Genomic DNA, 24,746 nt, shown 5'->3' with positions numbered 1-24,746 from the left:
AGCCTAAACCAGCACACATTAATTTAGAAGCTATAAGTGATGTTACCGTAAATAAAACGGCCATCTAAGCTGTATGGCGCAAAGCCACTATAAGGGAATATGTGGTTAAAATCGCTATAACCAATATTGCTTACAGTATCTTGAGGGTACTGATCGAATAGGTTATTGGCACCTAATGCAAACTTCCACTGCTCATCAGGGCGATAAGCCACTTCTAAGTCAGCAATCCATTTTGCATCAAGTACTTCATCGTTTTCAGCACTATTTGAGGTATCAATAACTTCACCATAACGAGTTGCTCGTAATGTGGTTTGGAAGTTTTCATAATCCCACGTTGCAGATAGGTTCCATTTATCCGCTGGTGTACCTTTTTCAAAACGAGTTACTTCTCGACGAGAAAAATACTCGTAGCTGTCACCTAACGCCTCTAATTCCGGTGGATTTTCTTTAACGTGTGTTACTTCAGTGTCGTTAAAGTTAACCGCAGCACTTAAGCGTAAATCACCATAGCTTTCTAAGCCTAATGAGTAAGTAGCAACAATATCAACACCTTGTGTACGTGAATCAATGGCATTGGTGAAGTAGCGAACGCGTTGTGTATTAACTTCGCCAGCTTCGGCTAAAATCGCTTCAACTTCTGGGCCGCTTAAGTTTTCAGATAATACGATACGGTCATCAATTTCAATGCGATACGCATCAAGCGTTAAGCTAAAACCGCCTTGAGTAAAGATGAAACCTGCCGTCATATTAACTGACTCTTCAGCATCTAAATCACGAGCCCCTAGTGCTTGCGCTGCAGGTTCATCTACAGGGAATAAACCTACTTCACTTGGCACACCATTCTCAAATAAAGTACTTACCGACTTATATGAAGTTTGGGCAAGTGATGGTGCTCTAAAACCTGTGCTAATTGCACCACGTAACGACAGTGACTCATTAATGCTGTAACGCGAAGCTAGTTTAGAGGTAAAGGTGCTACCAAAATCGCTGTAATCTTCAAAACGACCTGCTAAAACAAGGTTCCAATCTGTTGTTAGATAAGTATCAAACTCAGCAAATATTGCAATGTTATGGCGGCTTTTATCAGTTGCACTTTCAGGTGAGAAACCCGGTAATACTTGTGCGCCACCGGCAGCAACAGGGTTACCTTCGTCATCTAATACGGTTAGGTAAGAGGCCGTTTCACCCGCTTTGATTTGATAGTTTTCGTGGCGGTATTCAGCACCAATCGTCACAAACACATCATCAGGTAAACCTAAATCTAGCGTGCTGCTGGCATCCATATTGACTAGGTATTGCTCATATACGAGCGAGCCATCATCAAACTCTGTTGGGCTGCTAACACCCATAGAGGTATTTAAACTATTGCTTACGCCAATACCAAAGTCATTGCGACCATAATTGCTGCTTACATCCCACGCCCAGTCATTGGTTTCGCCATTAAGGCCAATTGCAAATGAGTAGTCATCTACATCAGTATCTATTTGCGGTAAGAAGCCGTCAGGATACACTTCAGTTAAGTTACGAGAGTCTTTGGCACGACGATAAAAGCCACCCGAGTTACCTTCACGGTTTGAGTAACTTGCAAAAGAGTAAAGTGATAACGAGTTATCAAACTCATAACCTAGGTTATAAAAAAGCGCGAAATCTTCAATGCTTGCTTTACCAAAACGGTGGTTATAGCGGTCAAAGTCGAATTCACGAGGGTCTAAATTGCCATTTGCGTCACGGCTGTACTGTTCGCGTTGGTCAAAACCAGAGCGATTCGTTGGCTCGTTATTTCGTGACTCAATAGACAGGTTAATAAAGCCATTATCACCCAGCGCAAAACCCGCGTTAGCGCTTGCTGTGCGTGAAATACCATCATTTACTTCACGGTCGCCACCAGTCTCAAAACTTAGGTTGCCTTCGCTATCAGTTGTGGTGTTTAGTAGCTGAGGAGACCCTGCCATTTGTGTATCGTATTCACCATATGTGAAGCTCACGCTGCCGCCTTCATCGGCGTCTTTTAATACAATATTGATCACACCAGCAATCGCGTCAGAGCCGTATTGAGCAGCAGCACCATCACGAAGTACTTCTACGCGTTTAATTGCTGAAGTAGGAATATTATTTAAATCAACAGCTGTTGAACCACGGCCTACTGTACCGTTTAAATTTAATAGTGCACCCGCATGGCGGCGTTTACCATTGATAAGTACTAATGTGTGGTCAGGAGCAAGGCCACGTAAAACAGCCGGTTTTGCATGGTCAGTTCCATCAGCAATGGTGGCACTAGGGTAGTTAAAGCTAGGTAACTGAGAGGCAAGTACTTGGCTCATATCAAGTTGGCCAGTGCTTGTTAGATCGCGACTTGTTAATAAATCGACAGGTACAGTACTTTCAGAAATACTACGAAGGCTTCGGCGAGTACCTGTTACAGAAATAACTTCAACATCTTGAGCAGTGTTTTCTGTTGTTTGCTCAGCAGCGATTGCAGTCACTGATGTAGCTAGCGTACTTGCAATAGCGAGTTGCAAAGGTACTTTTTTAAAAAGTGTCATTGTTGGATCCCTTGTGACGTTGATTTCACGTTGCAGTTTATCAATAAAAAAGGAACAAACAAATAACATAAAAGTATACTATATGATTATCTAAACAAGCTATTTAGCTCATAGTTCTACACTAAAATAACCTTTTATGCGCTTATGCTTATTTTATTTCTGCCCTCTGTTTTTGCTCGGTATAAAGCAGTATCTGCAGCACAAATTAGTGCCTCAGAAGTACGGTATTGATTATTAAACTCGCAAGCAATTCCTTGGCTTACACTTATTCTAAAATCACTCGGTAGGCCAATTTCAGTAAATGACATATTGTTTATTTTTATTTGAATATGTTTTGCAATAACTGCTGCCGTATCTTTTTGACACCTTGGTAATATAACCGCAAATTCTTCACCACCATAACGGGCTGCCAAACAGTCATGAGAGGGGAGTGATTCTGCAATTATACTCGCTACTTTTTGTAAGCACTTATCGCCTTTAACATGACCAAATCGGTCATTAAATAATTTAAAATAATCAATGTCGATTAATATAGTGCTAATAGCTTGGTTGGTTTGCACGCTTTCTTGCCAATGCTCTTTTAATGATTCCTCAAGGGTTAATCTATTTGCAAGGCCGGTTAAATGGTCAGTGGTGGCCTGTTTAACTAAGCGATTATATTGCTCTTTGTGCGATGATAAATCATGTAATACACAAATAAATAAATTATCTGCAACGGCAATGTTTTTTGGCAAGCTTGAAATACATAAATCCGCTTCAAGGGTTTTACTATCGGCGCGGTTTATTTTAACTTCGTTTGGACCAAGGCTTATCGGCGAGTCTTTATGATCTAACCAACTGAGTAGGGTATACATGTATTTATCACGGTCGGTGTCGTGTAGGTAATGTAACAGGTTTTGACCGATTAAGGCTTCTTGGTTGTCACCTAAAAGTTGTGCCGCCATCGGGTTTGCAAATTCAAACGTGCCTTGACCATTAATGATAAACACCCCTTCAGGAATGTTCTGAAACATTTGGGCAATTAGTGCAAGTTGCTCTGAATTGATAGACTGCGCAAGTGCGTTTTTAGCTTCTGATCTAGCAGTGCTTGGTTGTTCATTTTTGTTGTTAGTAGACACGTTCGTTTCCTTTTTGCCGATGCAAACGATTTTGGTGTCTATAAAGTTACTTAAAAAAGTGCAAATTAACCTTCTGGTAATCTTCTGGTTTTAATTGTTTGTTTTTAAATGTAAAAAAGCTCCATAAAAGGAGCTTAAAGTGAGTGTTTCTTAGTCTTCTTTATCATTTTTCACTTGTGGATCGGCACTTTCATAGCTTGTGCCATTGCACTCTACAATGAAAATCATACACGCAGTACCGCTATTTTCATCAGTATCCGCTATTTCAATTGTTTGACCATCATTAGTGACTTTAAAGCTAAAGTCTTGCTCGCAATCACCTTCAAGGTTTGCAAATTTCGCGCCTGTAAATTGAAAGCCAGCTTCAACTGTTGCGTCATCAAGTGTATAAATGCCTAGGCTGTTTCTTTCATTGATAGTACCGCCTCCAGAAACTTGCTGACCGTTTTGGAAGTATGTAAATACAGCTTCATTTTCAGTGTTAAGTTTAATATTCACTGTAAAGTTGAAAGTTTGACTTTCGCTCATTATTATTACCTTCTAGTTGTTTTTTATAGTTCAAAGTTAGTAATGCCTAACTCTATTAGTTTACTTTTAACTGTGTTTACCTCACTTACCCTATTTAAACAGGTGTAGGCTTGAATAAGTGGGTAAGTTCTTTTTATACTTTTATCGCCGTTTTTATTTTCTTCAATTGCATTAATAGCTTCTTGGCATGCTTTTTGTCTTGCTATTTTGTCTTCAGAAAGCTTTGCTTTAATTAAATTAACCTTTATTAGAGCAGCGAGGTTTTCTATTTTGCTAGTGTCAGATATTCTCTCAATAAAGTCTGAGTTGCTCTCTAATTTTAACAAGAGGTCTTTGGCTTCGTTTAAAAGGTTTCGATTGATTAAATAATGAATCACTCCTATTTGAATATTTATTAAAGTTGTATCTGAAACCCCTTGGTTATCAATGTAACTTAAAACATCTTTTACTCTTTCACTTGTTTTACTTTTATCTAACAGCATTAATTGGTATGCAAGTGTTCTATAAAAGGTGCGTTGAAAGTTTTGATTTTTTGGATCTTGGATTCTTGCTCGATTAATTGCATCAGTTGCTTTTTCAGCTTTTAAAAATGCTGCTCTCTTATTTGGAAAATAGCTCAATAAAAAGCTTTGTTGCATAAAAGTGTTTGCTAAATAATTATGTAAGCTTGCGTCATTCGGTGATGTTTCAAGCATGTTGATTAGCTCTTGAGAGGCTTGTTCAAGTAGTTCGAGTGCAGCGTTTAAATTACCGAGCCTTTCTTCTGTGGTTGCAATCCAACTAATGGTGTCTGTTTTATCGCGTAATAAATTTTTGTTATTCGGTTTAAGCTCAAGGGCTTGGTTTTTCAGTTTTAAAGATTCAGTAAAGCTCTGTTTTGCAAGTGCATAATTAAACTGCTTTAAATACAACGAACCAAGAGAATTGTGCGAGTAAGATAGCTCCATAATAGAGTTAAAGTCATTAGGGGCAAGCTGATACATTTTTTCACTGTAAGCCAAGTAACGTTTAAACATTGGCTCAGTCGCTAAGTAATTACTTTGCTCATAAGTTAAATTACCAAGCCAGAACGCATTGGCCCCTGCGAGCATTAAAACATCTAGGTTATTGGGTTGAACTTTTAGTAAAGATTCTAGGCGCGTTCGCGCATTTTCAAAGGCAGTGAAGGCTTCGTCGGTTTTGCCGCGCGAGTAGGCCACTTCGCCCATAGCCTCTAAGGTTTGAGCGTATTGAAAACGGTTATTAAACTCGGCTTGTGTATCGCTAAAGTCAAACAACGAGGCAGCTTCCTCGTCTTGATTGGTAAAATACTCAAGGGCTTTGTTGCTAATACCATCAAGTAAATCCATACGTTCAACGCTTCTAAGTTTGTCGGCAAACTCACCAACCATAAAACCCAATAAACTCTCAGCCTCTTGGCGTTTTTGTTTTGCTATTTGTTCGGCGTGATAGCTGCGCACGCTCATAAATGTAGCAATAAAGGTTAAGCACACAAGTGCAGCCGCTGTTATTTGTAACACGCGTTTTTTACGTTTGGCTTTATTGTTAGAAGCCTTAATTAACGCTTGTTCGTTGCTCGATAAGCTAAACATAGGGTTTTTAACTAGGCTTTGTGCTTCTTGCAGCGGTTTGCCTTGCGCTAATAAAAAGTCGCTGTGTTTATGTTCTAGCAGCCATCGCTCGGTGGCAAGTTGCACGCGGCTTTGAATTGCTAAGCTTTGTTGGTGCTCTTGCACCCAATCTATGGCGCGTTGCCAATGGCGCAGCAGCGCTTCGTGGGCAAGACTAAAGCAGGCTTGCTCATTTTTAAGGTGCGACACAAACAAACGGCTGTCGACCATAGCCTGAACAAGCTTGGTCGCAGCAGGGCTGGTTAATTCGCTCCAACGTGCAGCGCGGCTGGTGAGCGTTTCGCCATCTGGATTTAAAGTGATCAGCTTAGAAAGAACTGCGGCAAGTTCAGTTTGTTGGTCTTTGGGTAATTGGCAAAATACTTGTTCGGCTTTTTGGCCGATGGCTCCTTCGATGGTGCCTAGGGCTTGGTATTCAGAAAACAATAATTCGTTGTCTGGGCTGCGCTGCAAGTAAAGCTGCTGCAAGGTGTATTGCAGCATTGGCAATGCATCTGGGTTATTGGCAGTATCGTTACAAAGTTGTTCATCAAGCGGTGTGTGATGCTCTGGGTGATGTTGCCAACTTAAGCCTGCTGCAAGTGCTGGCAAACGGATCATTTGCTTAAGCTCAGAGCGAGTTGGCGCTAATAAGTCAAAATGTGCGCCATTGGCTTTGCCCGACATTAAACTTGGTTGACTCACTACTTGCGGGTAAAAGTCATTACGACAGGCACTAAAAATGATCATGCAGCCACTTGTTGCTAAGCGCTCAATAAGAGCTAAAAGCTGGTTGCGCTCGTCATCGCTAAATAGCGGCGATGACAATAGCACTTCGAGCCTGTCGATAAATAAAAATAAATAGGGCGTAGTGCGCTCTGTATTTAGCGCTGCAAGTGCTGCTTTACAGCGGGAAATAACCTGTTCTGGGTCTTTTAATAACAATTCAGCCAACGCATCGGCACTTATATCGCTAAGTACAGGTGCGTCGTTTATTTCTAAATCGAGCAAGGTTGAGGCTAAATCAAGCAGTAAGCGCTCTTTGCTGACATCGGCAAAGTCGAGTTGGCAGTAACTGTGTACTCTTATGCCATCGTAGCCATTACTCGACATTAAAGCGGGCAATACACCTGCGTTAACTAACGACGATTTACCCGAACCACTGGCTCCCAAAATTAAGCAAAATGCGCGACCAAATTCTATTTGAGCCGATACCCGCTGTAGCAAAGTGGCAATTTGTTTGTTCCGACCAAAAAATACATCGGCTTGCTCTGGTGCAAACGCACTTAAGCCAACAAAGGGCGAATCACCTTGCCAACTGGTTTGGCTGGCTTTTTGTTCTTCGTTGAGTGGAAAGTTGATTTCGGCAATAACCCGATAACCACGTTTACGAATGGTTTCGATGTAATGCGGATCGCTTGCTTTATCGTCAAAGGCTTTACGTAATTGGGTGATCACTTTATGTAGGGGGTTGTCACCCAGCGCCACATTTTGCCAGCAATGGCTGATAATTTCTTCGCTCGTTAGTAGTTCACCTTGTTTTTCGCATAGCAGCAGTAATACATCCATCGCCTTGGGTTCAAGATGCTTTGTTTGTTCACCGCGCCTGATTGAATTAGTGGCCGGGGTAACTTGCCATTCGCCAACGAAAAACAGTGCCGTATTCATAGTGTTATCTTCATTGTTATTGTTAGAAACGCAGTCCGATTGGACCGATTTTATATTAGATTACGGAATTCTTTGATTAATACAATATTATGAGATTAACAGCAAGCGCCTTGCCTTTTCTGACATTAAAAAATCATATTGGTGTCATGTATATAAAACTTTTTGTAAAGTTTGTTTGACTTTTTGTGTTGCTTGGTTAATCTTTAGTCAAGTTTACTTTACTTTTAAGGTGAGAATAATGGATCAGACAGGATTAACCTTTAAACAACGTAATAAGCAGAACACGCTAAACCTCGCGAAATGGACATCAGCATGGGTGATTACTTTAGCAATTGCCTCATTTGGGCCGCATCTTTTATGGCAAGAGCAGGCTGTTTTTAGTGTTGTGGCAATCTTAATTAATGTAGTAGTTGGCATTATGATGATTTTATCGAACAAACGACAACTTCAAGGAATGGATGAGCTGCAGCAGCGTATGCACCTTAATGCAATGGCGATTACCTTGGGTGCAAGCTTAGTATTTGGTTTAGCTTATTCGGTAGTGCAATCAAGCGGTTTAATTAGCTTTAAAGAAGATATTTCACACCTTGTACTCTTTATGGGCTTAACCTATTTGGTGAGTCTTTTAATGATGAATAAGCAGTTAAACGACGAGGGCGAAGAATGAAAAACCGCTTGAAAGTGCTTCGTGCTGAGCACAACTACACCCAAGCGAAACTCGCAGAGCTTTTGGATGTATCTAGGCAAACTATTAATGCGATTGAAAAAGGTAAATTTGACCCAAGTTTGCCATTAGCATTTAAAGCCGCGCGTTTATTTAACCTGAGTATCGAAGAGATATTTCAGGATGAGTAAGTTTGATAGCCTTCAGCCTTCAGCCTTCAGCCTTCAGCCTTCAGCCTTCAGCGATCTGATCTGACTCCGATAAAGTAGACACAAGGTTTAATTAACTTGTTCGTACTGCATGGGACTTTTATACCCTAGGGTGCCATGCCTTCTTACTGAGTTGTAGTATTTTTCAATATAAAAATACGTTTGTGTTGTCATTTCACTACGACTCAGTTCATTTAAATTCTTTATCCACTCCTTTTTATACTGCGCAAAGAAGCTTTCTGAGCATGCGTTATCCCAGCAGTTGCCTTTTCTAGACATACTCACTGTGACACCTCTATTAGTTAACCACTTCACTGTTTCCTTTGCGACATACTGAGCTCCTTGGTCTGAATGAAAGAGCAAATTCGAACCATCAGGTTTACGTGCTGACCATGCTTTCCTCAGTGTTTTAATAACTAACTCGGCGTTGTTTATACGGCTTGTTACCCAGCCAACAACCTTACGAGAGTACAAGTCAAGGATGACGCATAAATACTGCCAACCATCTTTACAGCGTACTTGTGTGATATCTGATACCCACACGGTATTTACTGCATCAACATTAAACTGGCGCCGTAATAAATTACTCGCTTTGATTGTACCTTCTTTCTTCGAGCGGCTTGTATAGCGTCTTTTACCTGACTTTGAACGATAGCCAACGCTTTGTAATAGTCTCTGCACACGCCCTTTACTGCAATCAAAACCATGTGCTACCGCTGCCTCCCAGAGCTTCCTATAACCAGGAATACAGTGCTCTTGGTCGCTGACATACTTTAGAAATTTCAGTAACGAACTGTTTTCTTTCTGGCGTGTGCTAGGTAATTGCTTTAACCATTTATAGTATCCAGCCGGCGACACAGATAACCAGCTGCACAACTTCTTCACTGTGCGTTTGGCGTCTGTGACCTTGTGGATATATTCGAACCTTATTCTTTTAGGCTGTCGAAGTAGACCTTCGCCTTTTTTAAAACGTCATTCTCCAACTGAGCATCTTCGAGTTGCTTCTCAAGCTTGCGAATTTGGCGTTCTAAATCTGTGTATGATTTGTCAGGGCCTTGGTTCTTTAGTGGCTTTGCCGTTTTCTTTTTCGAGGTCATGTGACTTCTCCAACTTGATAGCATGTCAGGATGAATACCGTACTTATTAGCGACCATCTTAACTGTATCTGTGGTGTCTAACGACTCTTGAACGACTTTTATTTTAAATTCGAGGGAATATCTACGCTGTGACTTTACTTTCATGATTACTGACTCCAAAAAGGTGTCTACTTTTATGGAGTCAGATCAATCAGACTGAGAGCTGAGAGCTGAGAGCTGAGAGCTGAGAGCTGAGAGCTGAGAGCTGAGAGCTGAGAGCTGAGAGCTTAAGGCTTATAGCTTTGTCTTTTCATCTGCATCGCACTTAACGACCACATTAAAAAACCACCTAAGAATAGTGCCGCCGAAACATAGCCTGTTTGACTAGGGAGTGCGCCTTCGGCAATAGCCATGCCGCCAAGCCAAGGGCCAATCGCATTGGCTGTATTAAACGCACACTGTACTAGTGCACCAATCATGGCATGCCCTTGTGGTGACACATCCATTAATAATGATTGGATCACGGTACCTAAACCAACACTAAAGCCAATAAAGAAAATCACCGCGTATAACAGCCAAATATTATGGCTTGCGCTTACATAACTGGCTGCAAATACTACAGCGCCAATTAGCGCTGCGCCTGTGGTTTTCAGCGGTGAATGGTCGGCGGCTTTACCTAATACATAGTTTCCTAAAGTACAGCCAATACCAAACATAATCATCGCAATAGAGATAGTGTAAGCAGGGGTATGGGTGACTTCTAAAATAGTGTCGGCAATGTAAGTGTAAACACAAAATACGCCACCAAAACCAATAATGATGATACCCAGAATAGTCCATACGAGCTTGTTCTTTAATACACTTAACTCATCGAGAATCGATGTTGGCGCGGTATTCTTTACGTTAGGTACGTATTTCACAATCAATACCAAGGCAACTAACGCAAGTACAGCGGTGCCTGCCAAACAATAACGCCAGCTAAAGTTTTGCCCCACTAGGGTGACCATGGGCACACCAACAATAGTGGCAATGGTTAAACCCATAAATACTTTTGACATAAAGCTTGCGCGTTTATCGGCAGGGGCGATATCGGCAGCCAATAAAATAGCAGCGGCGAAGTAGGCACCGTGTGGTAAACCACTTAAAAATCGAAATAAAATAAGTTGCTCAAGCGAGTTTGCAAAAGCACTTAAACCATTGAATAAAAACATCATACTGACAAACATCAACAGTGCATTTCGCTTACGCATGTTGGCGGTTGTGATCATAAATAGTGGGGCACCGACAACTACGCCAATCGCGTAAGCACTGATGGCATAACCACTTTGCGCTGGCGTAGACGAAAATGTTTCGCTGATCAGGGGCAACATTGGCATCATAGAAAATTCTGATAGGCCCAAAATGAATGTGCCTAAAGCCAATACTATCAGAATGGTAAACGTGCTTGCGTTGCCTTGGGAGTTGGCTACGTTAGTCATGTAATTCCTTTAAAATTAATTTAAAAACAAAATAGATTTTTGATAATTGAAAATGCCAGTAACAAATACTTTGTTCTGGAGTAGATGTGTGTGCCCAGCGCTATTGTAATACAAATTAATGGGGTTGATACAGTACTTTTTGGAACGTTCTATATTTGTTTGCTATAAGAAAATAACCTGAACTTCTTAAGTCTTTGCTGTTCAAAATAAATACAGAGAAAAAGCCAACTATACTTGGTTAATTAAATTGGTTTGAAGGAGAGCGCAATGAAAAAGATATTTGCTTGTATCGACGGTTCATGCATGACCGATGCGGTGACGGAAGCGGCGATTTGGATTTCTAAGCGCTCCAGCCATCCAATTAATTTTCTGCATGCATTAGAGCCACCTTTGCCGCAAGGCAGTGATGATTTAACCGCAATTATAGGTTTAGGTTCGCAAACCTCATTGTTAGAGCAATTGGCAAAACTTGAGCAAGAGCGCAACAAAGTAGCGTCGCAGCATGGTCAATTATTGCTAGATGAAGCAATGAAAAAAGCCGAGCATGCAGGCATAACCGAGATTGAGCAACAGCAGCTTTCAATGAGTCTTGTTGATGCCTTACTTGAACATGAAGACAATGCCCGTGTGATGATTATTGGCCGCTCTGGTAAAGGCCATTACGATGATTTTAAAGTACTGGGCTCGCATATTGAAACGCTGATCCGTCAGGTACATACCCCGGTTGCGATTGTGCCGCCGCAATTTCATGAGCCTACAAACTTTATGCTGGCTTATGATGGCAGCGAAAGTACCGACAAAGCGATTACACAAATTATCAATGGCGGGATTTTATCCGGCTTAGATTGCCACTTGGTGATGGTTGATAAACAAGATGGTCACTGCCAAGACAAACTTGATACTGCCTCAGCAAGGCTGGCAGAAAATGGCTTTAATGTGAGAGCGCGCATGCTCGATGGCGATGTTTACCAAGCGCTGTGGCGATATAAAAGTGACCACGCCGTTGATTTAATGGTGATGGGCGCATTTGGTCACTCTAAATGGCGGCAGTTCTTTTTAGGCAGCACGACCTTAAAAATGCTTGAAGATAGCCGTATTCCTTTAGTGGTGCTGCGCTAAGTTATTCACCTGTGACAGGGTGCGACAATATGTCACGTGTTCAGACTAATTAATGAGTTTTATAATCGGCGTCATTAATTATTTGCTTTGATTTTAAAAGAGTTATGAACACGCTATCTTCTCGCCCTGGTTTTTTATTTTCTAAAATTGCTGCAGCACTTAGCTGTGTTTTAAGTATTTCGGCCTTTGCTGATGATTCAATTGAAGTGATAGAAGTACAAGGTCATGCCCAAAATAACCATCAATTAGTTAGCTCTGCAGACGCGTTACTGAAAGATTTAGGTGTTGATTTTTCAGCGGCCGGAGGAGTGTCTAACTTGCCGGTGATGAACGGCATGATGGGCGATAGAGTTAAAGTTTTAGTCGATGGTGCTGATGTTACAGCAGCGTGTGCTAACCAAATGAACCCGCCACTCTCTTATGTGTCGGCAAACCAAATTGCCTCTTACAGTGTCGTTGCTGGTGTATCACCGGTAAGCAGTGGCGGTGATAATATTGCCGGTGTTATTAGGGTAAATACGATTGCCCCTGAATTTAGTGATACAGACTCAGTGAACTGGCGCGCAGGCTATGTTACCGCCCAGTACAAGAGCGTTAACGATAGCCAAGCATATGCTCTAGGTGCTAGCCTTGCGAGCAAACAGTTTAGCTTGTCTTACCAAGGCAGCTTTGAAGATGCTAACAGCTATGATGATGTGCATGGTGAACGTGTACTTGATACCTTATATCGAGTGCAAAATCATGCGTTAACGGGCGCTATTCGTGATGAGAAACAACAGCTTGTAGTTAAGCTGACGCATCAAAAGATTCCTTACCAAGGCTTTGCAAATCAATACATGGATATGACCGATAACACCAGTTATGGTTTCGTTGCTCAGTACCAACGTGAGCTTGAAAATGGTGATTTGCAGGTGCAATTGAATGCGCATGATGTAAAACACGAAATGGGTTTTTTCAGTAATGAGAAAACCGGCATGATGCCAATGAATACCGATGCACAAGATTACAGTTATCAAGTTCATTGGCGCACTGATTTATCAAAACAGTCATCATTAATGCTAGGGCAAGAATATTACGGTTATCGAATTGATGACTGGTGGCCAGCGGTTGCAGGGTCAATGATGATGGGCCCAAATGAATACGTAAACATTAACGATGGCAAACGTGACCGCCTTGCGGCATTTGCTGAGTACCAAAACCAAGTAAACCAAGCATGGTGGGTGTCGGCAGGTGTTCGTGTTGAGCAAGTCACCACAGATACTGGCGAAGTGCAGGCTTATAACGAAGGTGGCATGAGCGGTATGGCTAATATGGGCTCAATGATGGACATGTCAAAAACCGACGCCCAAGCTGCGATGGAATTTAACCAATTAGACCGTAAACGTGACGACACTTTAGTTGATATCAGTTTACTTGCTCGCTATCAATTATCGAATAACGATGAGCTGCAATTTGGTTTAGCTCGTAAAAACCGCGCACCTAATTTATATGAGCGTTACAGCTGGGGTGTAGGTACGATGGCAACCACCATGATTGGTTGGTTTGGCGATGGTAATGGTTACATTGGTAACCCAGATTTAGAAGCCGAAACAGCTCATACGTTAAGCTCTAGCTACACCAAATTAGCCAAAGACGATAGCTGGCAAGTAACGGCAAATGTTTGGTACACGCAAGTAAATGATTATATTGATGCTGAAGTGACTAAGAGCTTTAATCGCACCGATATGGCGCATACCAAGCGTAATATTCTTACCTTTACGAATTTAGATGTCACTCTTTACGGTGCAAAACTGGCGGGCTTAATTGAACTTTACAACACAAAGCAAGCAGGAAAGTGGCAATTAAAAGGCTCACTAACCAGTACTTATGGCGAACGTGATGATAGCAATGAAGACTTATATCAAATTATGCCACTGCACACTGAGCTGAGCCTAGAGCACGAATACAAAGGCTGGCAAAACGTACTGAGCTGGCAATGGGTTGATAGTAAAACCCATGTTGATGAGCGCCGTTTAGAAAACCAAACCGACAGCTATCAGTTACTGGCTATATCAAGTCAGAAAACGTGGCAAAATTTAACCTTTAAGTTAGCAATTACCAACTTACTTGATGAATACTACCAACAGCCGCTTGGCGGTGTAAGTATTGCTAATTACAAGCAAGATATGAGCAATGGTTTTGAACAACTTGCTGGACAGGGCCGCTCGTATAATGCCAGTGTGAGTTATAGGTTTTAGAGAAAGCTATCAGCTCGTAGGTTGGGTAGAGCGGAGCGAAACCCAACGCACAAAGAGCGATCTGCTATCAGATGGTGTTGCTTACAGGCCTTTACCAAATGCCTAGCTCGTAGGAGGTACTTTGGTGCCGAAATATCTTCACAAAGAGAACTGAATGAGAAGACAATGAGGTAACCTTAGAAGTTAGTTTAATCTTTTCCTCTAAAGCGCAGCGCCTCTTATCCTCTTTGTGAGTTAAAGATTTTTTCTAACCACAGAGGTCACAGAGAGCACAGAGAAAGAGAAGGAGAGACCATTATCTCTTTGTAAATATTGTTTTCTCTGTGTAGCGCGAAGCGCCTCGGTGTGCTCTGTGGTTCAAATTGTCTTTTTCACAAAGAGAACTGAATGAGAAGACAATGAGGTAACCATAGAAGTCAGTTTAATCTTTTCCTCTAAAGCGCAGCGTCTCTTATCCTCTTTGTGAATCATAGAAGTGTTGCGCGATATAAAATCGCGCCTACAATCTTACCACTAGGCATTTTAACTTTCCTGCTCAGCTTCTTGCTGTGCTAATTTTTCGCGATCTGCCTTTGAGATGTATGCCGGCTTATTGCTTTTATGCAATTTTGCATTGGCGCGCTTATCTTTTTGCTTAAGTTTAGTGAAGATCTTTTTTCTGCGGTTCATGAGTCTAACAAACGAATTAATAGGGTGAGTGGCTATTGTACCTTGTTGGTATTTTTAAGCGATCTATTTTGCTTGAATTAGAGATGTTATGTCGGCGTTATAAGCGTTACAATCAAGGTGACTTTCTAAAAACCTTCTTAAACTCTGGAGCTTATCTTGAAACATTCATTACTTGCTGCATTTTTATTAACTGCTTTCTCTAGTCAGGCAACTGTGTCTGAGCAAAGTGAAAAGCTGGCTAACTACGCGGTAGAGCAATATCAACAAGCGCAAATTCATACCTTAGAGAATTTAGTTTCTTACCCAACGGTGAATAAAGAAGGTTTAGCGACTCCTGATAACCCAGATTTTATTGGCTTTAAGTCATTCTTAAAAATGAAAGCGGCGCAGTTTGGTTTTGATTATCAAGATTTAGGTTACACAGTATTAATTGGCATGGGTAACCAAGCTGATAAAGTAACCATAGTAACCCATGGTGATGTGCAACCAGCCGATGCCAGTAAATGGCAACAAAGCCCATTTAAAATGGATAAAACCTCTGAACCTGGAAAGCTAATTGCACGTGGTACAGAAGATGATAAAGGTGCTATTGCCACAGCATTGCATGCAATGAAGGCGATTAAAGATAACGGCATTACTTTAAATAACCGCATTGAATTAATGGTTTACCTTGCTGAAGAGTCTGACTGGGCACCACTCGAAGAGTTTATGAAAACCTATCAGCAACCAAAATATGCTGTCACTATTGATGCTTCTTACCCTGTGGTTGTTGCAGAAAAAGGCTGGAGCTTAATTGCGCCGACTTTTTCAGCAACCTCTGCAAAAACAGGCTTATATGTAAGTAATTTAAAAGGCGGTGCTTTTGTTAGCCAAATCCCTGAAGATGCCAGTGTGCTTGTGCATAACGCCGATGCTGCGACAGTAGCTAAATTACACGACAATGTCGCTAAGCTTAAAAACGTAAAAGTGGCGATGACAGAGCAAGATAATGGCTTGCTAGTGCAAGTGAAGGGGATTTCAGCGCATTCATCTGAGCCAGAAGCGGGTGAAAATGCCATTGCGTACCTTGCAGAAATCTTCAAAGGCATCGACCTTGAGAACAATAGCGATGGTCAAGCAATTGAGTTTATTAATCAGCTAATAGGCCTTGATTTATATGGCGCGCAATTCGGTGAAATTGCTTATAAGCATGATTTTATGGGGCCGATGACTGTTTCGCCAACGTTATTAAGCCGCGATGGTAACGATATTAAATTGTCGGTTAATATGCGCCGTCCTGTTGGTAAACAAAAAGCTGTGCTCAAACAGCAAATTAATGAAGCACTTAGCGCTTGGCAAACCACTAATAATGTCACTTTAAAAGACACAAAAGTGGTAATTGGTACGCCAATGCTGTTAGATGGTGCACCTCACGCCCAAGCTTTACTTGATATCTTTAAGCACTTTACCGGCGATAAAGACGCGGGCTTTGTGTCAATCGGTGGTGGCACCAATGCGAAGCTATTTGATAATGCTGTTTCATTTGGTCCATCAATGCCAGGTAAAAAGTACACAGGTCACTCAGAACATGAGTTTATTACCGAAGAGCAGTTAGCGCTGAACTTAAAAATGTACACTGCAATGATGATGAAGCTAGGTAATATGTAGTATCTATATATCAAAAAACGCCACTTTTAAAGTGGCGTTTTTGTTTAAAGCTGTTGACTCATTACTGTTTAGAATTGGGCAACAAACTTGAGGTTGTAGAGTTCAGCTGAGCCGCTTTCAGTGTAATTAGCGGTTAAATAATATTTATCATTAATAAAGTACTTACCTTGTAAAACGAGTTCAGAATCATCCAAACCTGCACCTATGGCATAGTGTTCGCCAAAGTAATAGCTGATCATGGCATTACTTGCTGAATCATTAACGCTGTCTTGATGGCCAACATCAACGGTAATGTAATGGCTGCCGCTTAAGTGATTAAAGTATCTGGCCGAGAGATTCCAAACGTCGAGTTCATCATCTGTTTCTGCGCTAAAACCAAGGTAATCCTTATCGTTGATTTGGAGGTTATACTGCGCTTTCAAGCGGAAATAATCATCACCATATTCACGCACATCCCTATTTACAGAAACTTTTAAGGCATCGGCAAATAAGTAGCCTATACCTAGAGTGTAATTGTCTAAATCCCTCACATCCCTTATATCGGCTACAGCAAACCAGTTATTTAAAAAATACTCGCCAAATATACCAATGTCATTGTAATAGTCTCCTCCTGAGTAATTGACTAGGATGTTTGAATCTGTATCTAGGTAGCCATAATCATCGAGCACACCTGAGCTCTGCTGCTCTTCAAAGTAATAATGGCTTGCTAATTGGTAGCCATTAAAGCTATATCTGTCATGTTCTACGTGAGTGTAATTGATACTATTGAACCACTGTTTACTCACCTGTTGCTCTGTTGCTGCTGTTGAATAGCTTGAATAAGCGAGCGTTGCAAGTGCAATAGGGGCTAGTTGTTTAAACATACATATCCTTGTTGTATTTGGTTTTTGTTTCATAAAGATAATACAACAAGCAGGAATTTACATTGTAATAAAGTGTTGTGGGCCTGTTAGAATATGAAAAGGCCAAGCAGTGCTTGGCCGAACGGGATTAATTAAGCTTTGTGGTGAGTGATATCTCAGCATTCATGAGTTTTGAAATAGGGCAGCCTTGCTTGGTTTGCTCGCAAAGTTGCTCAAATTTTTCAGTCGAAATATCATTTATTTTCGCACTAACATCAAGTGCAATGTGGCTCACTTCGAAGCCATCGTCAACCTCATCTAGGCTAACGGTTGCTTTGGTGGTTATGTCGTCAGCCACAAAGTCTGCTTCGGTTAGTGCCAGCGACAGCGCCATACTAAAACAACCACTATGAGCAGCAGCAATAAGTTCTTCGGGGTTAGTGCCCGGTTTGCCTTCAAAGCGGGTGTTAAAGCCAAATGGCTGTTTATCAAGTGCACCGCTTTCACTAGAAATGTAGCCTTTGCCAGATTTAATATCACCAGACCAACTTGTATGTGCAGATTTTTTAATCGTCATCGTCATCTCCTTTGTAAATTTTTCGGCGACCGTGAAAAGCTTTCAGGGTTTCGTGCCGAAAAGTGTGAGTTAACGATATAGTTGCAACTTAAACGCCAATATTTCTTTTCGCTTCGCGCTTGCAACGCTCAGAGCAATATTTAACATGCTGCCAGTCTCGTTGCCACTTCTTACGCCACACAAATGGCCTGTCACATACGGGACAGGTTTTGCTGGGTAAATTAAGTTTTTTATGTGCCATGACGTTGCCTTTTTAGGCTAATCACATGCTTACGCAGTACGGCTTTTGTGCCGCGTTTTACATCATCACGTTCTCGGAATGACCATAATCGCTCACGTGCTTGCTTGGCAGCCTTTTCTATATCGACCATAGGCTCGGGGTAGTCTTCGCCTAGTTTAAAGTTATTAAACAAAGCTTCCATTGGCGGCAGTTGCCATGGCTGGTGGATATCTTCTACAGGCAGCTCTTTAAGCTCAGGACACCATGTTTTAATAAATATGCCATCTGGGTCTTTATCTTCAGATTGCTTTATTGGGTTATATAAACGAATGATGTTGGTTCCTGTGACCGATGCTTGCATTTGGATTTGTGGGTAATGAATTCCCGGTTCAAAATCTAAAAAATAACGCGATAAAATTAAACTAACAGGATGCCAGTGAATGTTCATATGGTGGGTCATAAAGCTGACTAACATAGCGCGCATTCTAAAATTAATGTAACCAGTTGCTTTGAGGCAGCGCATACAGGCATCAATAATAGGAATGCCTGTTTGGCCTTGCTCAAAGCGATTTAGGTGCTCATCAAGGTGATCATCATCGCGATAAGGGTAGTGCTGGTAGCCTGTGTTTTGCGGAGCAAACTCCATGCTGCATTGAGTTTCAAACTTTTGCATAAAATGGCAATGCCAATGTAATCGAGACTCAAAGGCATGCAATGAACGTCGCCAACTTTTAGGTTGTTTTGGTAGGTAGTATCTCAATGTTTGATAAACCTGTCTTAGGCTTAAATTCCCCCATGCTAAATATGGAGAGAGTCTTGAGCATGAATCTCTACTTTTTGATGGGCTTGAAATACCGCTTTGGTAGCCTTTAGCTCGCTGTTCTATAAAGCTTTTAAGACAGGCTCTTGCTGCATGAGGGCCGCCATATTGAAACTGAGGATCGTGGTTTAGAAAATCGTCAAAACACTCTGCTGCTTGATAATTATTAGGTAGTACGGCTTTAAAAGCTTGCCAATTTGGTTTTACGAGAGGTTGGTTCATCACCTCGTGCCAATGAGTTTGCCAATCAAACTGTTTTGGTCGTGCTCGTTTTACTCCTCCTAATGGCGTTTCATGCCATGGAATAGCTTTATTATTTAGCCAGAGTTTTACTTGTTTATCTCGCTCGAAAGTGTTGTAAAGCCCAATTTCTTCATGACTATAAACTCCAGCAATTTCAAACTCGTCATTGAGTGTTTCTAGCAATGTAATCATCTGTTGATTATAAATGGCGATTTCAGCGTTGTATTTTTCGAGTTGTTGGTTGATGTCTTTAAGTGACTGAGCAACAAAACGCCAGTGCCTTAAGCTGTAATGGGGATCTTCGAGCAACAGTGGCTCAAAGTTATAAATCAGTATGCAGGGCAGGTCTGATGCAATCGCATTGGCAAGTGGTTGATGATCAGAAAGTCTTAGGTCACGTTTGAACCAAACAAGATTCACTTTTTGCTTATTTGAGCTTGCCATAATCGTTGTGTTGGAAAATTGTTTTGCTTTTCATACGTAACAAGTTACAACTTCGATTAATTGCTAACGCAATCCACAAAGTTTCCACATTTGTTGCATATTACCCACACACTTTTGGTTGACATTCAGATTATGCTTACGGTCAATTGAATGACATAAGAGGTTCGCTATGAAGCATTTATCTGCACTTTCTGTTTTAGCTATTTCGTTGTTAGCCACAGCGCCCGCTTGCTTTGCTCGCGACCATCAAGGCGGTCCACCTCCACGACCTGACTTTACGACGATTGACATTGATGGCAATGGGGTGATTGGTTTTACTGAGTTTAGTGAGCAGCCTATGCCAGAAGATATGCTGCAAACCATTTTTAATGACATGGATGCTGATCAAAATGGTGAAGTAACTGAAGACGAGTTCAACAAACATAAACCACCAAAACGTAAGGAAAATCAACGATGATCAACAGTGTTTCATCGAGTGCGAATTTTCAGCCCATGCAACGACCGCAAGCAGAGCCGTTAACCAGTGAACAAACAGAGTTAATGAATGAAACCTTAGCTCAGTTTGATCCTGAAAACTTAACTGCAGAAGATGCACAATCCATTATGCAAACATTTATGGACGCAGGTATTCAACCTGGTCAAGAAATGGAAGCAATTATGGCTGAAGCTGGCTTTGATGCCGCTGAAGTCGGTGAATTAGGTCGTCCTGAAGGTGAACGCCCGCCTTGTCCACCACCGCCGCCGCCAAGTGGTAACTCACTAGAGCAGGTTGATACTGAAGAGGTTGTCAGTTATTTAGATGAGTTGTTAGCGCAATATTCTGATCAACTGGGAGAAGAAGATAAAGAAGCGATTCTAGCCTCTGTGCAAGAAAAGTTTGCTTTATCTGAAGGTGATTCGCTGTTATCGGTCACAGCGTAAATCACAAAGCGGTCATGATGACCGCTTTTTTATACTTTGCTGATTATAGTGCTGCAGCAAACGTGTTGATTTCGTTTTTCGCTGCTTCTAGACTTTGCTCTGCGTCTGGCATCGCTAGGCCCTCAGCATAAATAAAGTGAACGTCAGTCATACCCACAAAACCAAGTACATCTTTTAAGTATTTAGTTTGTGTATCCATGTCGGTGCCTTGATAGATACCACCACGCGCTGCAAGTACCACTACTTTTTTGCCTTCAACTAAACCTACAGGGCCTTGCTCAGTGTACTTAAAGGTAATACCTGCACGGGCAATACGATCAATCCAAGCTTTAAATGTCGAAGGAATACCAAAGTTATACATTGGCATACCAATAACGATTAACTCGTTGTCGTTAAGTTCAGCGATTAAATCATCAGATATTGCAGCAAGTGCTTTTTGTTCATCATTGCGTTCGTTTGCATCAGTCATCCAGGCAGCCATTTCTGTCTGCGTTAAGTGAGCAATGGCATTGTCGCTTAAATCGCGAGTTGTTACTGAAATTTGTTGGTTGTTAGCAAGCTGCTCAACAAATTGTTGGCTAAGCTTGGTTGAATTACCTTGTTCACCATTTAAAGATGAATTTAACACAAGTACTTTTTTCATCATGTCACCTAAGAAAACTGAATTTGTGCAGTCATTATAATTAGCAAAAAATAAATTAATAATGCTTTTAATCGAGTACTTTGTTCGTTTTAAACGAATGATTGTCAGAGGTGAAATTTCTTACATAGTCTTTTATTTTCTTTTAATGTTATTATTTAGGAACAGTAAAAAATGAAATGGACTTTATGATGAAGTACTTACTGCTTTCACTATTTGCGGTACTAAGCTTAATGCCCCGTGCTGCTGAAAACACGCAACTCCCTGTAGAATCATTCGCCTCTTTACGGGCTTTTAGCCAAGTAAAATTCTCACCAAATGGTAGTCATCTATCGTTTATTCGAAATGTAAATGGAGAGTTGGTGTTAACGGTTTATAACCGTAAAACAGAAGAAGTCAACTCTCTGATCCGCTCAGATAACCACACTATTTTCTTTGATTGGTATGAGTGGGCGAATGATGAAGTTTTGTTGATAGGTGCACGCCGTATCCAACGTCAATTTGGTGGCCCAAAATATTCAACAACTTTTATGTATGCTTATAACATTAACGATAAAGGCAAAGTTAGACCAGCCAATGAAGCAGACTTTAATCGTGACAAGCGGCAACCGCAATTTGGCGATCAGGTCATCAGTTTTTTACCGAGTAAAAAAGACAAAATCTTAGTGCAAGGTGACTTTGATTTTGCTAATGCGCCAGGTGTGTATGAACTTGATTTATATACACTTCGTAAAAAGAAAGTGCAGCGTTCATTCAACAAAGTTACCGATTGGATTATTGACCGCCAAGGCAATGTACGTATTGCCCTTAAAATGGATGAAGACGAATTTGAATATATTCTATATGACGAAGATAGAGATAAACGTAAAACATTATTCAAATATAAAGCATTTAGCCCTGATGTAGTAAGTGTTTTGGGCTTTGATAAAGACCCTAATATTATTTATTACAAAGCACTTAAAGATGGCTACGATGCGCTTTATAAAATGAACCTAACGACCATGAAAAAAGAGTTAGTGTTTAGCGATGATAACTCTGACTTCGACGGTCATATATTCTATTCACCTTTAACTGGTGAAGTCGCAGGGTTTACTCACTCACAGCTTGATGAGGGGATCCATTACTGGGATGAAGATTTAAGCAACCTTTATAATGGCTTACGCGCTGTACTGCCAGCAGATAAGTTTGATATTGATATTATTGATACCAGCAAAGATCAACGTCAATATGTGGTTTTGGTTACAGGTGAGCAAATCCCCGGCACCTATATGTTAGGTAACCGTGATACGAACGAGTTAACAGTATTTGTATCGGCATTTCCGGATATTGATGACACAGTTTACAGCGGTAAAAAGAAAATCAGTTATAAAGCCCGTGATGGTTTAACTATTGAAGGGTATTTAACCTTACCTGTGGGTTATAAAAAAGGTGATAAATTGCCTACCATTGTGTTCCCACATGGCGGCCCAATGGCTCGAGATTACGCAGACTTTGACTACTGGACTGCGTTGCTTGCCTATAATGGTTATGCAGTGCTACAACCAAACTTTCGTGGTTCAAGTGGTTATGGTCATGAATTTGAAATGGCTGCTGTACAAGGTTTTGGTAAAGAAATGCAAGATGACTTGCAAGATGCCGCGAATTGGCTTGTTGGTGAAGGTATCGCAAATAAAGATAAAATCTGTATTGGTGGAGCAAGTTATGGTGGTTATGCCGCACTAATGGCGGTGGTTAAGCACCCTGAAACATTCAAATGTGCGGCCAGCTTTGCTGGTGTCACAGATCTTGAGCGTATTGTTAGTAAGGCACGATATTTCACCAATAAAGAAATTGTGCGTAAGCAATTTGGTACTGATGGCGATAAATTAGAAAAGGTCTCGCCAGTTAATTTTGCAAAACAAATTAATCGCCCAGTGTTACTCGTTCATGGTTCTGATGATAACGTGGTGCCTGTTTATCATAGCCGAGAAATGGAAGATGAGCTTAAAGACGAAGGCAAAGACGTAACCTATATTGAGCTTGAAGATGGTGACCACTACTTGTCGCATCAGCCGTATCGAATTAAAACATTGAAAGCGTTTTTAGAGTTCTTCGATAAGAATTTGAAAAACTGAAGAGAAAAGGCGACTTCGGTCGCCTTTTTGAATTAAGTTTCTGGTAAAAACCAAGCACTAATAGCGCCTACCAAGCCTAAAAGGCTATAAAATAATATAAGCTCGGCGGTGCTTAAGTACGCATTTAGTAAGCCAACGCTGCCAAGTAACAGTAAGACAACCCCGATCACTGTATTACTAACAGAGACATAGTCTGTACGCTTGTTACCTTCTGCCATATCAACAAGGTAGGTTTTACGGCCAAGGCGTACTCCTTGATGAGCTACAGTGAGTAAAAAATAACACAGTGGTAATAACCAAAACTCATTGAGAGTGGATGGGCTTAAGTAAGCAACCAAATAAACAGCAAAGCCATTAAAAGTAACGAGTATCGCAGCAAGCACTAAAACGCGGCGACTAGATAAATCACTGAGCCTACCCCAAATAGGAGCGGATACTAAGTTTGCTAGTCCTGATAGCGCCATAAACGTAGCAAGCAATGAAAAGTCGAAAGCTTGCTCACTGGCAAGTACGATGTAAAAAGGGGCGCTCAAGGCCGAGCACAATAACAATGCACGAGTAATTATAAAATGTGCAAATTGCTTGTCTTGGTAAAGCAGTTTTAGTTTTTTAAGAGCATGTAGCAAGCCGTTTTCAGCGCCTTCTGTTGCGCCTTTGTATTCTTTAATACGACTGTAACTAAGCGCTGCGAAAACCCACATAAGCACTGCTAGCATCAGTGCAATATACACTCCATTCTCATAACCAAGACTTTGTAGATACCACAAACCAAGACCGAAGGTGAGTGTTGCAAATCCGGCAAAGCTGGCAGCAAGACCACTTATACCTCCGCGCTGTTGTTTAGGAATAACCTTACCTAATACATCTTTTGCAGCAATAGAGTTAAAGCCGCGAGCTAGGCTAAAAACAATCAAAAGAGCAATAATAGCAAACCCAGCGTTTGTACCTTGCAGCGTTAAAGCACAAACCAACATGCCCACAATACACAAAGCCTGCACAATCGCGCCAATTACCCACACCCACTTTCTGACGGGCAGCTTACGAATGGCACTTGCTATCGCCAGCTGTGGCAACATAGAACCTGACTCACGAATAGGCACAAGCCAAGCAATAAAACTGCTCGGCACATTAATGCTTTGTAACAGCCAAGGCAGGGTTACCTTTGGGTTTAACAAGGCATCGGCAAACTTACTAAATAGTTGGCTAACTAATAAGGTAATAAAATTGCCGGGTACGACTTTACAAGCCGCCTCATCAATTGCTTTGCAGGCACGGGCATCTTCGGTGTTACTAAGGCGTTGGTATATGTCTTCTTTGCTGAGTTTTTTCATATAGTTAGTATTTATGAAAAAGGGCCGT

Annotated in this window: 21 protein-coding genes; 8 read left to right on the top strand and 13 right to left on the bottom strand. The window is 41.2% G+C overall.

The features are described 5' to 3' along the window. Window positions 1-23: 23 nt before the first annotated feature. The 4 genes from E5N72_RS14135 to E5N72_RS14120 form a co-directional block, all read right to left on the bottom strand. Window positions 24-2,543, bottom strand: a complete 2,520-nt coding sequence (locus tag E5N72_RS14135; protein ID WP_135925721.1) for a TonB-dependent receptor — start codon at window positions 2,541-2,543, stop codon at window positions 24-26. Window positions 2,544-2,677: 134 nt separating this feature from the next. After that, window positions 2,678-3,661, bottom strand: a complete 984-nt coding sequence (locus tag E5N72_RS14130; RefSeq protein WP_135925720.1) for a diguanylate cyclase — start codon at window positions 3,659-3,661, stop codon at window positions 2,678-2,680. 150 nt (window positions 3,662-3,811) lie between these two features. Continuing rightward, a complete protein-coding gene (locus tag E5N72_RS14125; RefSeq protein ID WP_135925719.1) occupies window positions 3,812-4,189 on the bottom strand; it encodes a DP-EP family protein in 378 nt (125 codons plus the stop codon). A gap of 23 nt (window positions 4,190-4,212) precedes the next feature. Further along, a complete protein-coding gene (locus tag E5N72_RS14120; protein WP_135925718.1) occupies window positions 4,213-7,467 on the bottom strand; it encodes a winged helix-turn-helix domain-containing protein in 3,255 nt (1,084 codons plus the stop codon). Window positions 7,468-7,705: 238 nt separating this feature from the next. Between E5N72_RS14120 and E5N72_RS14115 the strand changes: the two genes are divergently transcribed. Together E5N72_RS14115 and E5N72_RS14110 are read left to right on the top strand one after the other, a co-directional pair. Continuing rightward, window positions 7,706-8,134 carry a hypothetical protein gene (locus tag E5N72_RS14115; protein ID WP_168246740.1) on the top strand — a complete coding sequence of 143 codons (429 nt, stop codon included), beginning with the start codon at window positions 7,706-7,708 and terminating at the stop codon, window positions 8,132-8,134. Further along, window positions 8,131-8,322, top strand: a complete 192-nt coding sequence (locus E5N72_RS14110; protein ID WP_054551820.1) for a helix-turn-helix transcriptional regulator — start codon at window positions 8,131-8,133, stop codon at window positions 8,320-8,322. Before E5N72_RS14115 ends, E5N72_RS14110 begins: the two co-directional genes overlap by 4 nt. Window positions 8,323-8,409: 87 nt before the next feature. Here the strand turns inward: E5N72_RS14110 and E5N72_RS14105 are convergent. Together E5N72_RS14105 and E5N72_RS14100 are read right to left on the bottom strand one after the other, a co-directional pair. After that, window positions 8,410-9,581 (bottom strand): IS3 family transposase gene (locus E5N72_RS14105; protein ID WP_135922821.1). Its coding sequence is split into 2 segments (ribosomal slippage): window positions 8,410-9,308 and window positions 9,308-9,581, totalling 1,173 coding nucleotides; the frame shifts between segments, so codons are not numbered across the junction. Window positions 9,582-9,703: 122 nt separating this feature from the next. After that, window positions 9,704-10,894: an MFS transporter gene (locus E5N72_RS14100; protein WP_063528937.1), complete on the bottom strand. Its 1,191-nt coding sequence runs from the start codon at window positions 10,892-10,894 to the stop codon at window positions 9,704-9,706. Between the two features lie 267 nt (window positions 10,895-11,161). Between E5N72_RS14100 and E5N72_RS14095 the strand changes: the two genes are divergently transcribed. Together E5N72_RS14095 and E5N72_RS14090 are read left to right on the top strand one after the other, a co-directional pair. Continuing rightward, window positions 11,162-12,013 (top strand): universal stress protein, encoded by an 852-nt coding sequence (locus E5N72_RS14095; protein WP_135925717.1) that lies wholly within the window; start codon window positions 11,162-11,164, stop codon window positions 12,011-12,013. Between the two features lie 104 nt (window positions 12,014-12,117). Beyond that, window positions 12,118-14,250 carry a TonB-dependent receptor gene (locus E5N72_RS14090; RefSeq protein WP_135925716.1) on the top strand — a complete coding sequence of 711 codons (2,133 nt, stop codon included), beginning with the start codon at window positions 12,118-12,120 and terminating at the stop codon, window positions 14,248-14,250. Between the two features lie 522 nt (window positions 14,251-14,772). Here E5N72_RS14090 and E5N72_RS14085 read toward each other — a convergent pair. Further along, window positions 14,773-14,919, bottom strand: coding sequence for a DUF2986 domain-containing protein (locus E5N72_RS14085; protein ID WP_105174679.1), 147 nt, complete (start codon window positions 14,917-14,919; stop codon window positions 14,773-14,775). A gap of 156 nt (window positions 14,920-15,075) precedes the next feature. Between E5N72_RS14085 and E5N72_RS14080 the strand changes: the two genes are divergently transcribed. Further along, window positions 15,076-16,566, top strand: coding sequence for a dipeptidase (locus E5N72_RS14080; RefSeq protein WP_135925715.1), 1,491 nt, complete (start codon window positions 15,076-15,078; stop codon window positions 16,564-16,566). 68 nt (window positions 16,567-16,634) lie between these two features. On the opposite strand, the gene E5N72_RS14075 is transcribed toward E5N72_RS14080, so the two are convergent. The 4 genes from E5N72_RS14075 to E5N72_RS14060 form a co-directional block, all read right to left on the bottom strand. Next, window positions 16,635-17,429 (bottom strand): putative porin, encoded by a 795-nt coding sequence (locus tag E5N72_RS14075; protein WP_135925714.1) that lies wholly within the window; start codon window positions 17,427-17,429, stop codon window positions 16,635-16,637. Between the two features lie 127 nt (window positions 17,430-17,556). Further along, window positions 17,557-17,985, bottom strand: a complete 429-nt coding sequence (locus E5N72_RS14070; protein ID WP_135925713.1) for an OsmC family protein — start codon at window positions 17,983-17,985, stop codon at window positions 17,557-17,559. An 88-nt stretch (window positions 17,986-18,073) separates the two neighbouring features. Then, entirely contained in the window at window positions 18,074-18,226 is a 153-nt protein-coding gene (locus E5N72_RS14065; RefSeq protein WP_135925712.1) for a DUF2256 domain-containing protein, read from the bottom strand. Beyond that, window positions 18,216-19,712 carry a deoxyribodipyrimidine photo-lyase gene (locus tag E5N72_RS14060; RefSeq protein WP_135925711.1) on the bottom strand — a complete coding sequence of 499 codons (1,497 nt, stop codon included), beginning with the start codon at window positions 19,710-19,712 and terminating at the stop codon, window positions 18,216-18,218. The genes E5N72_RS14065 and E5N72_RS14060 overlap by 11 nt, the downstream gene beginning before the upstream one ends. Before the next feature lie 169 nt (window positions 19,713-19,881). Here E5N72_RS14060 and E5N72_RS14055 point away from each other — a divergent pair, with 169 nt between their 5' ends. Together E5N72_RS14055 and E5N72_RS14050 are read left to right on the top strand one after the other, a co-directional pair. Continuing rightward, window positions 19,882-20,169: an EF-hand domain-containing protein gene (locus E5N72_RS14055; RefSeq protein ID WP_135925710.1), complete on the top strand. Its 288-nt coding sequence runs from the start codon at window positions 19,882-19,884 to the stop codon at window positions 20,167-20,169. Further along, window positions 20,166-20,633, top strand: a complete 468-nt coding sequence (locus tag E5N72_RS14050) for a hypothetical protein (RefSeq protein WP_135925709.1) — start codon at window positions 20,166-20,168, stop codon at window positions 20,631-20,633. Before E5N72_RS14055 ends, E5N72_RS14050 begins: the two co-directional genes overlap by 4 nt. A gap of 43 nt (window positions 20,634-20,676) precedes the next feature. Here the strand turns inward: E5N72_RS14050 and E5N72_RS14045 are convergent, their stop codons facing one another. Further along, the gene (locus E5N72_RS14045; protein WP_135925708.1) at window positions 20,677-21,276 is read right to left on the bottom strand and encodes an NAD(P)H-dependent oxidoreductase; all 600 of its coding nucleotides are present in this window, start codon (window positions 21,274-21,276) and stop codon (window positions 20,677-20,679) included. A 185-nt stretch (window positions 21,277-21,461) separates the two neighbouring features. Between E5N72_RS14045 and E5N72_RS14040 the strand changes: the two genes are divergently transcribed. After that, the gene (locus E5N72_RS14040; protein WP_135925707.1) at window positions 21,462-23,387 is read left to right on the top strand and encodes a S9 family peptidase; all 1,926 of its coding nucleotides are present in this window, start codon (window positions 21,462-21,464) and stop codon (window positions 23,385-23,387) included. A 32-nt stretch (window positions 23,388-23,419) separates the two neighbouring features. Here the strand turns inward: E5N72_RS14040 and E5N72_RS14035 are convergent, their stop codons facing one another. Next, window positions 23,420-24,718, bottom strand: a complete 1,299-nt coding sequence (locus E5N72_RS14035) for an MFS transporter (RefSeq protein WP_135925706.1) — start codon at window positions 24,716-24,718, stop codon at window positions 23,420-23,422. Window positions 24,719-24,746: the final 28 nt, after the last annotated feature.

The organism is Pseudoalteromonas sp. MEBiC 03607 (assembly GCF_004792295.1).
In the GTDB taxonomy this organism is placed as follows: Bacteria; Pseudomonadota; Gammaproteobacteria; order Enterobacterales; family Alteromonadaceae; genus Pseudoalteromonas; species Pseudoalteromonas lipolytica_C.
Note: the sequence above shows the minus strand (reverse complement) of the source record. Positions and strands in the feature narration are given on the sequence as shown.

Coding starts and splice junctions, on each gene's coding strand:
- E5N72_RS14135 (WP_135925721.1), bottom strand. CDS start 2,543: ATGACACTTTTTAAAAAAGTACCTTTGCAACTCGCTATTGCAAGTACG.
- E5N72_RS14125 (WP_135925719.1), bottom strand. CDS start 4,189: ATGAGCGAAAGTCAAACTTTCAACTTTACAGTGAATATTAAACTTAAC.
- E5N72_RS14120 (WP_135925718.1), bottom strand. CDS start 7,467: ATGAATACGGCACTGTTTTTCGTTGGCGAATGGCAAGTTACCCCGGCC.
- E5N72_RS14115 (WP_168246740.1), top strand. CDS start 7,706: ATGGATCAGACAGGATTAACCTTTAAACAACGTAATAAGCAGAACACG.
- E5N72_RS14110 (WP_054551820.1), top strand. CDS start 8,131: ATGAAAAACCGCTTGAAAGTGCTTCGTGCTGAGCACAACTACACCCAA.
- E5N72_RS14100 (WP_063528937.1), bottom strand. CDS start 10,894: ATGACTAACGTAGCCAACTCCCAAGGCAACGCAAGCACGTTTACCATT.
- E5N72_RS14095 (WP_135925717.1), top strand. CDS start 11,162: ATGAAAAAGATATTTGCTTGTATCGACGGTTCATGCATGACCGATGCG.
- E5N72_RS14090 (WP_135925716.1), top strand. CDS start 12,118: ATGAACACGCTATCTTCTCGCCCTGGTTTTTTATTTTCTAAAATTGCT.
- E5N72_RS14085 (WP_105174679.1), bottom strand. CDS start 14,919: ATGAACCGCAGAAAAAAGATCTTCACTAAACTTAAGCAAAAAGATAAG.
- E5N72_RS14075 (WP_135925714.1), bottom strand. CDS start 17,429: ATGTTTAAACAACTAGCCCCTATTGCACTTGCAACGCTCGCTTATTCA.
- E5N72_RS14070 (WP_135925713.1), bottom strand. CDS start 17,985: ATGACGATTAAAAAATCTGCACATACAAGTTGGTCTGGTGATATTAAA.
- E5N72_RS14065 (WP_135925712.1), bottom strand. CDS start 18,226: ATGGCACATAAAAAACTTAATTTACCCAGCAAAACCTGTCCCGTATGT.
- E5N72_RS14060 (WP_135925711.1), bottom strand. CDS start 19,712: ATGGCAAGCTCAAATAAGCAAAAAGTGAATCTTGTTTGGTTCAAACGT.
- E5N72_RS14055 (WP_135925710.1), top strand. CDS start 19,882: ATGAAGCATTTATCTGCACTTTCTGTTTTAGCTATTTCGTTGTTAGCC.
- E5N72_RS14050 (WP_135925709.1), top strand. CDS start 20,166: ATGATCAACAGTGTTTCATCGAGTGCGAATTTTCAGCCCATGCAACGA.
- E5N72_RS14045 (WP_135925708.1), bottom strand. CDS start 21,276: ATGAAAAAAGTACTTGTGTTAAATTCATCTTTAAATGGTGAACAAGGT.
- E5N72_RS14040 (WP_135925707.1), top strand. CDS start 21,462: ATGATGAAGTACTTACTGCTTTCACTATTTGCGGTACTAAGCTTAATG.
- E5N72_RS14035 (WP_135925706.1), bottom strand. CDS start 24,718: ATGAAAAAACTCAGCAAAGAAGACATATACCAACGCCTTAGTAACACC.